Origin of the sequence: Alteromonas macleodii, from assembly GCF_903772925.1 — a bacterium.
GTDB classification, from domain to species: domain Bacteria; phylum Pseudomonadota; class Gammaproteobacteria; order Enterobacterales; family Alteromonadaceae; genus Alteromonas; species Alteromonas macleodii_A.
In genome coordinates, this window is sequence record NZ_LR812090.1 from 423,262 (window position 1) to 438,996 (window position 15,735).

13 protein-coding genes are annotated in these 15,735 nt (G+C 44.9%); 5 read left to right on the top strand and 8 right to left on the bottom strand.

Annotated features, from left to right (window positions below; genetic code table 11):
- Nucleotides 1–41: 41 nt before the first annotated feature.
- The 8 genes from PCAR9_RS01820 to pilM form a co-directional block, all read right to left on the bottom strand.
- Nucleotides 42–1,559, bottom strand: coding sequence for an SPOR domain-containing protein (locus tag PCAR9_RS01820; protein ID WP_179982158.1), 1,518 nt, complete (start codon nt 1,557–1,559; stop codon nt 42–44).
- Nucleotides 1,560–1,679: 120 nt separating this feature from the next.
- The gene (gene aroB / locus PCAR9_RS01825; RefSeq protein ID WP_179982159.1) at nt 1,680–2,747 is read right to left on the bottom strand and encodes a 3-dehydroquinate synthase; all 1,068 of its coding nucleotides are present in this window, start codon (nt 2,745–2,747) and stop codon (nt 1,680–1,682) included.
- Nucleotides 2,748–2,777: 30 nt separating this feature from the next.
- Complete coding sequence (gene aroK / locus PCAR9_RS01830; protein ID WP_014948032.1) at nt 2,778–3,293, bottom strand: shikimate kinase AroK; 516 nt, start codon at nt 3,291–3,293, stop codon at nt 2,778–2,780.
- Between the two features lie 268 nt (nt 3,294–3,561).
- Nucleotides 3,562–5,337, bottom strand: a complete 1,776-nt coding sequence (locus PCAR9_RS01835) for a type IV pilus secretin PilQ (protein ID WP_179982160.1) — start codon at nt 5,335–5,337, stop codon at nt 3,562–3,564.
- A 2-nt stretch (nt 5,338–5,339) separates the two neighbouring features.
- On the bottom strand, nt 5,340–5,867 hold the full coding sequence (locus PCAR9_RS01840) for a pilus assembly protein PilP (RefSeq protein WP_179982161.1): 528 nt from the start codon (nt 5,865–5,867) through the stop codon (nt 5,340–5,342).
- Nucleotides 5,864–6,475 carry a type IV pilus inner membrane component PilO gene (locus PCAR9_RS01845; RefSeq protein WP_179982162.1) on the bottom strand — a complete coding sequence of 204 codons (612 nt, stop codon included), beginning with the start codon at nt 6,473–6,475 and terminating at the stop codon, nt 5,864–5,866. Before PCAR9_RS01845 ends, PCAR9_RS01840 begins: the two co-directional genes overlap by 4 nt.
- A gap of 2 nt (nt 6,476–6,477) precedes the next feature.
- The gene (locus PCAR9_RS01850) at nt 6,478–7,056 is read right to left on the bottom strand and encodes a PilN domain-containing protein (RefSeq protein ID WP_179982163.1); all 579 of its coding nucleotides are present in this window, start codon (nt 7,054–7,056) and stop codon (nt 6,478–6,480) included.
- The gene (gene pilM, locus PCAR9_RS01855; protein WP_179982164.1) at nt 7,044–8,111 is read right to left on the bottom strand and encodes a type IV pilus assembly protein PilM; all 1,068 of its coding nucleotides are present in this window, start codon (nt 8,109–8,111) and stop codon (nt 7,044–7,046) included. Before pilM ends, PCAR9_RS01850 begins: the two co-directional genes overlap by 13 nt.
- 136 nt (nt 8,112–8,247) lie before the next feature.
- Between pilM and PCAR9_RS01860 the strand changes: the two genes are divergently transcribed.
- The 5 genes from PCAR9_RS01860 to PCAR9_RS01880 all read left to right on the top strand — a co-directional run bounded on the left by PCAR9_RS01860 (nt 8,248) and on the right by PCAR9_RS01880 (nt 15,710).
- Nucleotides 8,248–10,911, top strand: coding sequence for a penicillin-binding protein 1A (locus tag PCAR9_RS01860; protein WP_179982165.1), 2,664 nt, complete (start codon nt 8,248–8,250; stop codon nt 10,909–10,911).
- A 77-nt stretch (nt 10,912–10,988) separates the two neighbouring features.
- The gene (locus PCAR9_RS01865) at nt 10,989–12,680 is read left to right on the top strand and encodes an NAD-dependent malic enzyme (protein WP_179982166.1); all 1,692 of its coding nucleotides are present in this window, start codon (nt 10,989–10,991) and stop codon (nt 12,678–12,680) included.
- Nucleotides 12,681–12,989: 309 nt separating this feature from the next.
- The gene (locus PCAR9_RS01870) at nt 12,990–13,247 is read left to right on the top strand and encodes a hypothetical protein (RefSeq protein WP_179982167.1); all 258 of its coding nucleotides are present in this window, start codon (nt 12,990–12,992) and stop codon (nt 13,245–13,247) included.
- 280 nt (nt 13,248–13,527) lie between these two features.
- Nucleotides 13,528–14,385 carry a glutathione-dependent disulfide-bond oxidoreductase gene (yghU, locus tag PCAR9_RS01875; protein WP_179982168.1) on the top strand — a complete coding sequence of 286 codons (858 nt, stop codon included), beginning with the start codon at nt 13,528–13,530 and terminating at the stop codon, nt 14,383–14,385.
- Between the two features lie 86 nt (nt 14,386–14,471).
- Nucleotides 14,472–15,710 carry an IS4 family transposase gene (locus PCAR9_RS01880; protein ID WP_232091266.1) on the top strand — a complete coding sequence of 413 codons (1,239 nt, stop codon included), beginning with the start codon at nt 14,472–14,474 and terminating at the stop codon, nt 15,708–15,710.
- The last annotated feature ends 25 nt before the right edge of the window (nt 15,711–15,735 follow it).

Consider the following 15,735-nt stretch of genomic DNA (forward strand, 5'->3'; position numbering starts at 1 on the left):
AATAATCAGAACTAACTAGGCGCTTTTGACTTCGAATCGGCTTAATTTTGCGCTCTGTCTATTTCAGCTAGGATCTGACTCCCCCGCTTTATAAACGCATTTTGTCTGCCAGGGTATTCAGGTAACGCTGCGCGAGTTTGCTGTGCTTGCGATAGTGAGGAGTAAACTTCTCGAAAAACAACCACAAACCAATCGCCACCGTAGCGTTCAGTTTTATAAATGCGGGTTTGGTCTACAAGATTGTTTTCTCGCAAGAACGCATTGAGCACCGATTCGCTTTTCATCGCTAGCATCTGAATGGCGTAATCGTTAGCGCTAATCCACTGGTTTGCCTGCAGTGATGTTTGGTTTACATTATCGTTGCTGAGCGCCGTATCAGTGTTTTGCGGGTTCGTTAGTGCTGTTTGTGTATTCTCTGCAGCCGTTTGCCCATTACTTTCACCTCGACTAGTCTCGACAGAGGAAGAGTTACTGCTTTGCGCCCTTGAAGTAATATTACTATTACCGCCTTCTGTTTCAGACAAAGAGCCTGCATCAGGTAATGATGATACTGCGCTTTCCCAGTCGGTAATTAGCGAGTCATTCTCTGCTATTTCATTTTCCAATGGTTTATCAAGGGTTGATTGACCGGTTAGCTCAGGAGTTACACTTGGAGCCGAGACAATTTCCACATTACCGGTTTGTGCGCCTACGTCATTTTGCGTTTCAGCAGCTGTGACTTCTCTGTTTTTTTCCTCGTCGGCATTAAGCCTTTCGTCACCATTGCCGTCAGCAATTAGCTTGTTATAGGCTGAACCCGGTTCAACCTGAGTTTGATTAGATTCAAGAGTTTGCTGGCTAATAGGAGAGAAAATTGATGCGAGCTTTTCACCGTACTGCCAATAGATAAGGCCAGAGAATGTGGCCAGAAACACCAGAGCTACACCAGCATAAAACCATTTTGTTTTTAGCGGGTTAGTGAATGTCTTAGTATTTTCACGTTGTCTATTTTCTAAATGAGCCTGAAACGCTTCTCTTCGGGAAGCTATCATTTTATCGAGGTCTGACTCGTAATTAGGCTGCTCACTAATCACAGACTGGCTGCTAATAATAAGCGGAGTTTCAGTATTTTTAGCAGGAAGCCATTGTTTAGCGCGCTCGGCCCACGCGTTATTTGCAAATAAAAGCACGTTTAAATGCTGTTTGTTTCCAGCAAATCGACTTTGTAAGACCAAATCCCACAGCTCTTGTAACAGTGCATCAGGAAGGTAATGGGCTTGGGTGATAGCGATTAGAATTGGGCCTTCGTGGCTATTTAAATCAGAAAGTAACTCATTAAGGGGGCGAACAAAGCTTCCCACTACTTGTCCGAGTAGCTGGCGACAAAGCTGTCTACGGTAGTCAGAAGGCTCCATATTATCTTGCGCGGTCAAATACGCAATTTCGGTATCGTCGTGCTGTTGAAAGACAAAGGCTTCAAGGGTTTTTTGTTGTTGAGCAATAGACTCACCGCTGACGAAGATCAGCTGAGAGGAGTAATTAACCAGATATTCCAAACGTTCATGCAGTTCACTTTGCATGGGAGTTTGCCCTTATTCACCGTTGCTTTAAAACTAGTCTAGCAACGCACCTTGTTATTACTTCCCAAGTCTCGGGAATAATGAAAGGGCACGCTGCCAGTTTGTCGCGAACGCGATTGACTAAGAGAGAATGTCAGTAAGGATGGCGTCGGTGACGTCTTTAGTAACAACCGCTTTGCCAATACCTTGAGGAAGTACAAATCGAATACTGCCGGCTTCCACTTTCTTATCGCGTTTCATGTGCTTAACATAGTCGTCTTTCGTCATGCTACTAGGCCCTGCAATAGGCAGTGCAAAAGCTTCAAATAGCGCTGTCACGCGTCGTGTTTCTGACGCTTCAAACCATGTTAATGCTTCAGCAGCTTTACAAGCAATTATAGTACCAGCGGCTACCGCTTCGCCGTGTAGCCAATTGCCATAACCTTGTTCAGCTTCAATAGCATGACCAAACGTGTGGCCTAAGTTAAGAATGGCGCGTAAGCCACCTTCCCGTTCGTCTTTCGCAACCACATCTGCTTTTATTTCGCAGCAGCGAGAAATGGCGTAGGTAAGGATTTCAGTATCAAGAGACGTAAGTGCATCTACGTTATCTTCAAGCCACGTAAAAAACGGTGCATCGTAAATAATGCCGTATTTAATAACCTCTGCCATACCAGCAGCAAATTCTCTTGGCGGTAGTGTTGCCAGCGAGTCAGTATCGATAGCAACATAAACAGGTTGGTAAAAAGCACCAATCATGTTTTTACCTAGAGGGTGGTTTACTGCGGTTTTCCCGCCTACCGATGAGTCTACCTGAGAAAGCAGGGTAGTAGGGACTTGAATAAAAGGCACACCGCGTTGGTAAGTTGCTGCAACAAAGCCTGTGAGGTCACCTATCACACCACCGCCAAGGGCAATAAGTGTTGTGTCTCTTGCCGCATTTAGTTCGAGAAGGCGAGTCATGACTACTTCGAATTGTTCTAAATTCTTGTACTGCTCGCCATCTGGCAAAATAATGGTTTCAACTTGAACGTCACCGCACGCTGCTTTAGCGGTTTCTAAGTAAAGCGGGGCAACGGTCTCATTTGTTACGATAACCGCCAGCGGGCCTTTTATGTAGGCACTAAAAAGGCCGGGTTGCGAAAGCAGCCCAGCCTCTATCTGTATAGGATAGCTACGTTCTCCAAGTTCCACAGTTAAGGTTGACATTGGCGTAGCACCTCCTATTACATATTTAATTTATAGACCGATTTTACTGATAATTTGATTTGCTACAGCACGTGCACTTTGGTCGTCTGTATCAACAATGTAATCAGCAACTTCTTCGTAAAGCGGGTTGCGCATTTCTGCAAGATCGCGAAGAACTTGTTCTGGATCTTCGTTTTGTAGCAAAGGGCGACGTTTGTCGCGTTGTGTACGGGCTACTTGTTTATCGATTGTGGTTTGTAGATAAACAACGATACCGCGGGCAGATAAACGATTGCGCACTGCTTTAGTTACAATAGAACCGCCGCCAGTGGCAAGTACAATACCTTGCTTATCTGTCAAATCGTTAATGACGTTTTCTTCGCGTTTACGGAAACCGTCTTCGCCTTCAAGGTCGAAGATCCAGGCGATATCCGCACCGGTACGGCGCTCAATTTCCTGATCCGAATCAAAAAAGTCTAGGTGAAGTTCGTCTGCCAGATGTCTACCGATGGTACTTTTGCCAGCACCCATTGGGCCAACTAAAAAGATATTACGTTTTTCAGCCATATTTGCTTATATCACAACTTAATCATGTTAGGGGCAGTGCACTGTTGCCTTACCAGCCTACCCATTGACTCGTGCCTATTTAGTGTCCAATAAGCACCACTCCTTAAACCTCGCTTAAATTTCGAGGCGGGGATTATCTCAGTTTCATGCAAGGCGATGCAAGTTTTGTTACTAACAAATAGCGTATACCTGTAAATTTAGTTACAAAAAAAGCCTTAAAACAAAAAAAGCGCATTAAGATGCGCGATTTTTGTGGGTGAAATTTTACTTATGGTCTTTCTGTAACAATTTTAGGTGTAACAAAAATAAGTAGCTCTCGCTTCTGTTGAAGCTGCGAGGTATTTCTAAATAAGGCGCCTATAAAAGGCAAATCACCAAATAAAGGTACCTTCGAAACACCATCAGAACTGGTTTGTTGGAAAATTCCACCAAGAACAATCGTTTCGCCATTTTCTACCAATACCTGGGTTTTGATTTCCTGGGTATCTATGGCTACCGCATCACCGGTAGACGTAGCAACGGTTTCGCCGCGGGTGTCCTGGGTTACAACCAAATCCAAAATAATGCGATTGTCTGGCGTTATATGGGGAGTAACTTTAAGCGATAGTACTGCCTTTTTGAATTCTACCGATGTTGCACCGCTCGACGTTGCTTGAACGTAAGGAATTTCTGTACCTTGTTCAATATAAGCTTCGTGCTGATTAGCCACGGTAATACGGGGGCTTGCAATAATTTCACCCTTGTTCTCTGATTCCAGCGCAGAAAGTTCAAGATCTAGAATGGTGCCGTCTACTAAACTTGCAATTTGAAAGCCGATGCTCCCCGCTGCGCTGGTCACTGGAAGGTTCACATTAAGACGGTTATCAATGCTAGGCACCACGCCTCCGGCAATGGTATCGGCCGCTTCAAGGGAGCCTGATACGCCGTTATCGTCTTGGCGGTCGCTGAACCCCCAGCGCACGCCTAACTGCTCGTCAACATCGTCAAGCACAGTAACCATGCGACTCTCTATCAGCACTTGCTTTACGGGAATATCTAATGCATTGATGGTTTTTCTTGCTTCATCAATAGACGCTAAAGTATCGCGAATAAGTAATGTATTGGTTCGTTCGTCCACGGTAACGCCGCCACGCTCCGAAAGGATTCCGCCCTCGGTAGATTTTAATATAGTGGCTAACGCTGAGGCTTTAGCATAGTTAACCGAGATATTTACCGTGTGCAGTGGGGCTAAATCCGATACTTGCTTTTTAGACTGAAGCGCTTGAGTTTCACGTGCAGATAATTCTTCGGCAGGCGCTATTAATAAAATGTTGCCTTCTAAACGCTTGTCTAGGCCTTTAACCCGTAGAATCATATCTAGAGCCTGGTCCCATGGTACGCCAGACAAGCTAATCGTGACGTTCCCTGAAACTGTGTCCGTTGTGACTAAGTTAAAACCATTTACCTGCGCGATAATTTGTAGAACCTGCCTTACAGGAACATCTTGAAAGTCTAAAGAAATCGGGTCGCCTGTGTATTGTTTCTCTGCGCCCAACGCTTCTTGCTGCTCGTTGTCCATCGGCGAAATTGCTACGCGCAGCACACTGTCTTTTACCGTATTTTTAACGGTAACTTGGCCAGAGTAGTTAATCTCAATGCGTGCATCATTTTCATCTTCAAAGGTTTCTATGGTTGAAACAACAGTGCCAAAATCGGCCACGCTAAGCTCAACGAGCTGATCTTCAGCTAAAGCGGTATTGGTGAGCGTAAGAGACACTTTCCCCTGCGATTCAATAAGCTGCACTTTAGGTGCTGTACCAACGAACTCCACCAAGGTTACTGCCGTACTATTGGGCGCTTGGGTAAAGTCTATATTGGTAACCGTTGTAGTTGGCGCCGTTTCATTTTGTTTAGCGTTGGGGTCTACTAATAGAGGCTCTTGTGCTCTAACGGGGTGAGACACTAAAAAAGTGCATGAAAATATTGCAGCGACAGCAAAAGCCAGCCAATACCATCTAGGCGCTCTTCGGTTGAGAGACTTATTAAAAATGTATCGTTCGGCCATGCTTACTCTCCTGCCTTCGATGCTGTAGTCATTGTTGTTGTTTTCCTTTGCCAGCAGCCTGCACCATCAGGTAATAATTGTTCAATAGTAATTGAGTCGGTGCCAATTTGCATAATTTTGCCATAAAACAAGCCGATACGGCTTCCTACTTTAGCTTTATGTAACGCACCATCGTTGCTTTTTAATAATGCCCACTTTTCTCCTTTAACAGCAAAATTGCCAGCAAGGGCGAGGGCATCAACACCATAAGCTTCCAATGCTTCTTTAGTGCGCTGAAAGTTGGGTTGTAGACAGTTTTCTACCCTTGCTTTAGCTACCGGCGCCGTATTTTTTCGCGGACGGTCGAAAGGGCTTCTAAGCGTACTTGCAGTATAGCTAAATGGAGTGGGCGTTTTGAACTCTGGGTAGGGTTCTATTTGAGGCTGTGCGCGCTCTTTTACACTTTGCGTGTAGGCCTGAAGATCGTCAAGCTTCGGCGAACAGCCTGTTATAAGTAATGCGATCAAAAGAGATAAAAGCGAACGAATCATTGTTCATCTCCTTCAATATCTGAAGAATTTTCAGAGCGATAGGTTTTAGCTTGCAATTTAAGAGATAAACCGCCTACTTCCCGCTTAATATCAAAGTCGTGTAGCGTAACAATGCGAGGTAAGTCGGCCACTTTAGACACGAATTCGCCGAAGTTGTGATAGCCTCCACTCACTTCCATTTCGATAGGAAGCTCGGTGTAGAATTCCTTTGGTACTTCTTGTTGCCAGTTAAGTAGTTCAAACGTTAGCCCAGCTGACGTACCCACGTACGTGATGTCATCAAGCAAGCCTGGCGTTTCGTTACTGGTTGGCAGGCTTTTCAGCATGGAAGAGAAGTCTTCTTTTATCTTCGCAAGTTGTTCCTCATACGCTTCTAAATTAGCTGCAATGCGGTATTTAGCCTCAAACTGCAGTTTCAGCTCTTGCTCCTTTAGCTCGGCGGCATCCATAATCGGTAGTTTGGGGCTTACCAAGGTGTAGTAGCTTATAGCACCTACCAATATGGCAAGAAACGCAGCGACAACGATGCGGACTTCGTTCGGCCAAATTGCGATTTGCTCAAAGTCGAGTTCGTTGAGTTCTTTTAGTTTCGAGACATCAAACTTCATGATTACTTCGCCTCACTACTTACAATTTCTAAGGGAGCAACGTTCGGGTTTATCGAAAACGTAAGCGTAAAGTTGCTAATCGCTCTAGCCGCACTGCTGTCAGATTTTATGGTAGAAAGCTCTGCGCCCACGAATACTTTTGAATTATCTAGTGCGCGCATAAAATCTGATAAACGGTTGTTTGAGTCGCTAATCCCTTCTATCGTGATGATGTTATTGGTTCTTGTCATAGATTCGAAAGCCACACCTTGGGGGACCAGCTTGGCAAGCTCATCAAATACAATAGGGGCGACGTTACGGTTTGCTTGTAGTTGCTCAATGAGTGCCATACGCTGCTCAACCGCACTCTTTCTTTCTTTTACTTTTTTAATCTCACCAATTTGCGCATCAAGCACGGCTATTTCGCGTTCAAGGTATTGGTTACGTGAGTTTTGATTATTAATCTGCTGGTCGATAGCTTGACCAATAAACCAAAAAATTAAGCCCACAATAGCAGCCACCGCAACCAGGCCTGCTAAGTATTGTTGTTTTTGATGTTGGCGCTGTTTTTCTCGCCAAGGCAGTAAGTTTACATGTGCCATGGCGTAAAGCTCCGGCTCGCCAGACCCGCAGCAATTGCAAGTTGAGGTGCAATTTTGCTAAGTCGCGTAGTATCAAGTTTTGGGTTTATAGTCATATTGCTAAACGGGTTGAAGCAATCTACTTCAAGGCCTAAGTCTTGTTTCAGAATATCTACCAATGGCTCGATGGTAGCAGCGCCACCACTTAACAGAATTTTCTTTGGTCGTTCAGCATGCAAAGTGCTCATGTACATCTGAAGTGCGCGGTTAATATTCTGCTGAAGGTTGGCCGCAAATATGGGTAGTGTATCTTCCACCCAATTGCCTGAAAGCGTCCCGTCTAGTAACTGACGTTCTGCTACCTCGCGCTCCACCATATGAATAGCGCTAATATCATTGATTAGTTGGTTTAGCCCAAATGCGTGCTCTTTTGTGTAAATCACATCACCATTTTTAATCACGCATATTTGAAGCAGTGAGGCGCCCACATTTATACAGCAAAGCGGCTCATCTTCAGCTTGTGGGGTGTGGAAAAAATCCAATGCATTACCAATGGCGTAATTTTCCATATCAACAATCTTAGGCTCGAAGTTAGCTTCTCTTGCTAGCAATAACCGACTGTCGACGAGATCTTTATGAGCGGCCGTTAATAAAACATTGACCTTACCAGTGTGAGTCGCGCTTGGCCCCATTTCTTCAAAATCTAAATAGACTTCCTCAAGGGGGTAGGGAATAAGACTGTCTGCTTCTATCTCAATTTGATTTTCAAGGTCGTAATCGTTTTGCTCAGGGTCCATATAGACGATTTTGCTAATAACAGACGTGCCCGCTACTGCTACATTCGCCAGCTTTAACTTTGTTTTTAACGATTTACGGATTTTTTTTAGCGCAACGCTAACCGATTCATAATCTTTAATATCTCGCTCTGAAAAAGCGATCTTTGAGATGGGTTCGCAGGCATACCCTTGAAGGACGAACCCGTCTTTTGATTGTTCTAGCCACACCGCTTTTATTTGACGCGTGCCTATGTCTAAGCCCACAATGGGCGGCAGCTTTTTTTTGAACAGCGATTTCATTTACAAGTGTCCAGTTTCAAAGGTAGTTGCTCTAAAGTACAATATTACTCTATTAGTATTGTGCGTATGGTTCTACAGATAACACATACGTATAGAATATACGTCATTTCAACAAAATGTCTTGGTATCCGTTACAGTGAAGTACATTAAACCACTTATTTTATTTAGCTTTCTATCAGGCCTTCTTGGTTTTGCAGCACTGGTAGGTATTTACTTTTATATCAAACCTGACCTACCAAGTGTTACTGTACTTAAGGATGTACGACTGCAAACCCCTATGCAGATATACACTAAAGACGGAAAACTTATTTCACAATATGGAGTTAAACGGCGGATCCCGGTAAAACTTGAGGAAGTTCCGCAAGAATTAATTGACGCCATACTTGCTACTGAAGATAGTCGCTTCTACGAACATCACGGTATTGACCCTATTGGTATTGTGCGCGCTGCAGTAAGTTTAGTACTTACAGGTGAAAAGCGTCAGGGCGCGAGTACATTAACCATGCAGCTAGCAAGAGGGTTCTTTCTTAGCCGTGAAAAGACCTACGTTCGAAAAATTAAAGAAATTTTCATTGCGCTGCATATGGAGCAGGAGCTTTCCAAGCAGGAAATTCTGGAGTTGTACCTAAATAAAATTGAGTTAGGGCACAGGGCGTTTGGATTTGGTGCTGCTGCTCAGGTGTATTATGGCAAACCGCTAGACGAACTTTCTTTAGCGCAAATTGCCACCATTGCTGGTCTGCCCAAAGCCCCCTCGGTACTTAACCCTGTAAGCGGGCCAGAGCGTTCGGTTGAGCGTCGACGTGTTGTACTTCTTCGAATGTTAGATGAAGAATACATAACTAAAGCCCAGTTCGATGAAGCGGCTAATGCGCCGGTTACAGCTAAGAAACACGGGGCCGAGATTGAAGTTGATGCGCCATATTTAGCGGATACCATTTACAATGAAATGGTAGAAATTTATGGAAAAGAAGAAGCGGAAACGGGCGGATACCAAGTTTACGCTACCGCAACGTCTGATCTGCAGCTTGCTGCGCAACGCGCAGTGGTAAGAAACCTTCATGATTACGATGAACGTCATGGGTACAAAGGTGCGCTCGGATACCTGTGGAACATACCTAAGTCAGAAGGAAAGAATGATCCTATCCCTCAACTTTCGGTAAGTTTTGATATCAGCAATAAGACAACACGAGAAGAATGGGACAACGAATCTCTCATGCGTGTGCTTGAAGAAATTCCTCATATCAACCCCTTATTGCCGTCTGTAGTTACCAAGGTAAATGAACAGTCGATCGATGTGCTGACAGTTGATGGCAGAACGATAACTGTTGGGTGGGATGGCCTCGATTGGGCTAGACGCTACATTACGGATTTTAGGCAGGGTAGTGACCCTAAAACCGCCTCAGATGTAACCCAAGAAGGCGCAGTAATTTATATTAGGCAGCAAGAAGGACAGTGGCGTATTTCGCAAATTCCAGAAGTAAGCGGTGCCTTTATTGCGCTTAATCCTCAAAATGGCGCTGTTGAAGCCGTAGTTGGCGGCTATAGCTTTTACCAAAGTCAATTTAATAGGGCGACCCAGGCAAAACGACAGGTGGGTTCGAATATTAAGCCGTTTGTTTATTCAGCAGCAATAGACAGTGGTTACACACTTGCGTCAATTATAAATGACGCGCCTATAAACCAATGGAACGCCGCTACAGGTGTTGCTTGGCGACCGCAAAACTCACCGGCAGAGTACGATGGCCCAATAAGAATGCGCAAAGCCTTGGGCAAATCTAAAAACGTGGTATCGGTTCGACTATTGCGTGGTGTTGGTCTTAGAGAAACAGCCGATTACTTAACACGCTTTGGTTTTAATAAAGACGATATCCCACTTGATGAAACCGTATCCCTTGGGTCGAGTTCACATACGCCGCTTGAAGTAGTAAGAGGTATGTCGGTCATTGCGAACGGTGGCTACTTAGTAAACCCTCATTTTATCAGCAAAGTGCTTGATGAAAACGGCGATGAGCTTTGGAAAGCAAACCCAGTTTGGGCGTGCAATCGTTGTGAAAATCAAAGCGAGCAAGAAATGCTGCCCGAAGACGAAGAAGCGGATATTGAAGCCTTGCTAGCCGCTGAATTAAACCAAGATATCTTACTAAGTGACGCCGACCTTGATGAAAACACTGAAAAAGCGATAGCGCCTCAGGTCATTACGGCTCAAAATGCCTTCTTAGTTTCAGAGATGATGCGTACAGCTGTTCGAGCGAATGGTAATTGGAATAAGAAAACCTATTGGCTAGGTACGGGATGGCGTGCTCGAAATATCCTTCAGCGTACTGATATTGCTGGCAAAACAGGTACCACAAATGACTCTCGTGATACCTGGTTCAGTGGTTTCCACAAAGATTTGGTGGCCACCACATGGGTAGGCTTCGACAACATGGGGCGTCAGTTAGGGCGAGCTACGCGAAACCAAAACCTTATTAATAAGAATGCTGAGAAATTCAACTGGATAGGCAACGCCATGATCGGTATTGAAGATGGAGCTAAAGCTGCTGAGCCAGCGTGGATCAGATTTATGCAACATGCTCTAGAAAATAAACCACATACGCCAATGCCCGTACCAGAGAATATAGTGCGTGTTCGCATTGATCGTACCAGTGGAAAGTTGACCAGACGAACAGACCATACGACACTATTCGAATATTTCCTGCAGGGAACCGAGCCAACGACTTATGTTCGCGATGACGAAGTGTTGGATCCGGCCACGCAGGATACGACTACTGCGCCTGAGCCAGAAGAAATATTCTAATTACTAAGAGGCACGTTGCACGCGTGCCGCTTCAGGCTTAGGTGATGTATTTGCCTGAACACATTATCGGAAAACCAATGTCAGAAGATTCACAGCGATATCTTTATATTCCTCATGCCGGCCCTTCATTGCTGGAAACCCCCCTACTGAATAAAGGCAGTGCCTTCACTGCACGGGAACGTGCGGCGTTTAACCTGACGGGTCTAGTGCCACCAAGGTATGAAACCATCGAAGAGCAGGTTGAACGTGCTTACATGCAATACAGCAGCTTTGACGAAGCACTAAACAAGCATATTTATCTGCGCGCAATTCAAGACAATAACGAAACCTTGTTTTACCGCCTAATTCAAAAGCACATCGATGAGATGATGCCCATCATCTACACCCCTACTGTAGGTGATGCATGTGAGCAGTTTTCAGATATCTATCGCAGTTCACGTGGCTTGTTTGTGTCTTATGAAGAACGTCATCAGCTAGATGACATCGTTCGCAATGCGACAAAACGCAAAGTGAAAGTGATTGTTGTGACCGACGGTGAGCGCATACTAGGCTTGGGAGACCAAGGTATAGGTGGCATGGGCATTCCTATCGGTAAGCTATCGCTGTACACCGCCTGCGGGGGTATCAGCCCAGCCTATACTTTGCCTGTCATGTTAGATGTAGGAACTAACAACGAAAAGTTACTTAATGACCCAATGTACATGGGCGCGCGCCACCCGCGTATAGGGCAGGAAGAGTACGACGAATTCGTTGATATGTTCATCAATGCGGTGAAGCGACGCTGGCCTGACGTGATGATTCAGTTTGAAGATTTTGCACAGCCAAATGCTATGCCGCTATTAAACCGCTATCGCAACGACGTGTGCTGTTTTAACGACGATATTCAGGGCACCGCTGCGGTTACTCTTGGTACTATTCTGGCGGCATGTAAAACCAAGCAGCAAAAGCTACGTGACATGAAGGTTGTGTTTGTCGGGGCGGGTTCTGCGGGCTGCGGTATTGCTGAAATGCTAATACAGCAAATGGTATTTGAAGGCCTCACTGACGAACAAGCGCGTAAGCAAGTATTCATGATTGACCGTTTTGGTTTGGTAACCGAAGGCATGGAAGGTTTGCGCGACTTCCAACAAAAACTACAGCAGAAGAATGCCGACTTGGCAGATTGGACATTCAGCGGTGACTACGCTTCTTTGCTAGATGTGATGCACTGCGCCAAGCCAGATGTACTTATTGGTGTTTCAGGTCAGCCAGGTTTGTTCACGGAACAAGTTATTCGCGCCATGAAACAAGGCTGTGAACTGCCAATTATCTTCCCGTTAAGCAACCCATCTCGTCAGGTTGAAGCGCGTCCTGAGCAAGTAATTGAATGGACAGAAGGTAAGGTAATTATTGCAACAGGTAGTCCGTTTAAGCCTGTTGAGTACAATGGCAATATCATCCCTATTGCTCAGTGTAATAACTCGTATATTTTCCCTGGTATCGGCCTTGGTGTTGTTGCATCAAAAGCGAAGTTGATTAGTGATGAAATGCTAATGGCAGCAAGTAACGCGCTTGCGGCAGCGTCGCCATTAGTCAACACGGGACAAGGTTCACTATTACCACCACTTGCAGCCATTGCTGAAATTAGCCGTGAGATTGCTTTTGAAGTGGGTAAAGTGGCGATGGAGCAGGGACTAGCCTTAGAAATGTCTGACGACGCACTGCGCGCCAGCATTGAGCGAAACTTCTGGAAAGCTGAATACCGCCCTTATAAGCGTGTAAGTATTTAGTCAGCATAAACGTTAGAAAAAAGCAGGTGAAGCCTGCTTTTTTTGTGCCTGTAGATTAGGTTTTCTCCATTACTTCTCTATCATTAGCAGAAATAACCAAACGTAATTTGTTTGCTTTTTATCCGTCTCGCGGAGTAATCGTTAAACAATGTAAAATGGTGTTGCTTATGCGCAACATTTCCTTCATCCCTCTCACTCTTTTTACTGTCTTTTTGTTGTTAAGTTATTGATATTATAAGTTTAAATATAATTGGCACAATGATTGATACTCCTCTTATCAGTTACAACAAGGAGCAAGAGGTGTTATTGATGACAAAGTTAAAAAACAAGGCAAGTCCTTTCTGTGCGCGTGTTACTAAGCGCTCATTCTCTACGTCGTTAGTTATGGCTGCTCTTGCAACACTTTCTGCTTGTGATGCAACTAACGTTGATGTTGTAGCACATGATGTAAAGGCTACGGAAAAAGCTATCGAACCTGCTTCAAAAAGCCCAGTTGATGAACAAAGTGAAATGTTTGTTTACTTGGATGAATCCGACCTAATTGACGCCTACTACAAGGTTAAGTAACTCGAAATTATACGTTTACATGCTATCGATATAGCCACCGTTTCTGCTGTTAAAACTTATCGGTGGGTATCGATTAGTACCAGTTTGCGGGCAATGGACTGCTCGCCTTTTATTATTAAAGCCGTGCTTTGTATCGCTGCAAAGTGCGGCTTTTTTTATGTCAGTAACCGTATATCCCCGTTTATTAGTCGACAGTGATGAGCTATAAGTCTTTAAAAGCTGTTCTTAATAGCTATGTATTGCAGTAACTTAATAAATAAAGAAACTATAAGGATTTGCTATGTCGACAGAAGATAACTACACACCGCCAGAAGTTTGGACCCAAGCTGAAGATGATGGTAACAAGTGGGCAAGTATTAATCGCCCTGTGTCTGGTGCTACCCACGAAAAGGATCGTCCGAGTGGCGAACATGGTTTGCAGCTTTACTCGTTAGCCACGCCTAACGGTCAGAAAGTGACTATCATGCTAGAAGAGCTGTTGGCAGCAGGTGTAAGTGAAGCAGAGTATGACGCTTGGCTTATAAATATTGGTGAGGGTGAGCAGTTTTCTTCAGGGTTTGTTGACGTAAACCCCAACAGTAAAATTCCGGCAATGGTCGATACTACAACGTCACCAGAAACGAAGCTTTTTGAATCAGGTTCAATTTTGGTTTACCTGGCAGAAAAGTTCGGTAAGTTCATTCCGCAAGACGCCCATGCAAAGGCGGAATGTTTCAACTGGCTGTTCTGGCAGGTGGGGTCAGCGCCTTACTTAGGCGGTGGTTTCGGGCACTTCTACAGTTATGCGCCATATCCAATGGAATATCCTATCAACCGCTTTACCATGGAAACTAAGCGTCAGTTAGATGTGCTAGACAAGCACTTAGCAAACAATGAGTTTATGGCAGGTAGCGAGTACAGTATCGCTGACATGGCTATATGGCCGTGGTACGGCAATTTAGTGCTTGGAAATCTTTACGATGCCGCAACGTTTCTTCAAGTACACGAGTACACCAACTTGGTACGATGGGCTAAACAGCTAGAGCAACGAGAAGGCGTCAAACGAGGTCGTATTGTCAACAAAACCTGGGGCGATGACGGCCAGTTAGCAAACCGCCACAGCGCAAAAGATATCGACGACGCCCTCGCCAACACCTAAATAATGGGGTCAGTGTCTGAGGTATCCCCACAAATAAACTAATGATATCAGTGAGATAAAAAAGACAGGAACATTCATGACGTTTGGTGATCAGATCAATCGCCAAACTTCACCGAGACCAAACAGCCATGAATGTCCTATCTATTGTGAACAAAGTCGTTACGCTTGTCAGCTACAATATGCATAAAACTCGTCTAAATGCGGTCACGGCGTGCGTCAAAAGTCTGCTTAATGGAAGCGCTGCAACCGTAACCAGCATAGGTCGAGGGATAAACACTAAAGCCTTTGAAAAACATAGGATTAAACGTGCAGACCGCTTGCTCTCAAATCCGCACTTACTAAGTGAAACACCGCTCATCTATGCATCTATATGCCAACTATTTTGCGGCAACACAACACGCCCTGTTATCTCAATAGATTGGTCAGATTTAGACGACCGTAAAGCGCACTTTCTTTTACGCGCGGCAGTATCTCTGAAAGGAAGGCCCATCACACTTTACCAAGAAGTACATTGCAACAAGACCAAAGAGAAACCTGCTACACACAAGGCATTTTTAAAGGCGTTACACGCTATATTACCTTCAAATTGCCGACCCATTATCGTTACCGATGCAGGGTATAAATCGCCTTGGTTCAGAGAAGTTAGGGCCCTAGGATGGGACATTGTTGGGCGTATCCGCAAGCCACATCTTTACTCGCTTGATAGAGGAAATACGTGGCAATGTATTCGTCGTTTATACGCACAAGCAACCTGTCGACCGAAGCGTTTTGATAACAGCCAAATAGTAAGGAGCAACCCCTTTACCTGCACGCTAGTTCTTTTTAAACAGAAATCTAAAGGGCGTCATGCTTCAAATCCAGATGGTACACGTAAAGCCTCAAAACGCTCAAAAGTTCATGCGCAAGGGGCGAAAGATCCATGGCTATTAGCGACATCACTGGCACCTCATCGAAGCTTATCGAAGCAAGTAGTGGCCATTTACAGGCAACGAATGCAAATTGAAGAAGGCTTTAGAGACATGAAAAGCACGAAGTTCGGGCTTGGCTATGAACAGAATAAAAGCGTGAAAAAGCAACGTCTAATAATACTGATATTGCTGACAACGTTAGCGTCACTCGTGGCTATATTACTGGGTATGGTGCTCGTCTCATCGAATAGGCATCGGCGCTTCCAAGCCAATACCGAAACCAGAAGCGTGCTGTCATTCCATTACCTTGGACTCAGGGCTGTCGCTTGTCGAATGCGATTTACTATGCGACAGTGGAAAGCTGCACTCAAATGGTACAGCTCCATAGTTGACGCAGCCTGGGCCGGAGACACATGAAACTAAATTCGTGGGGATCCCTCAG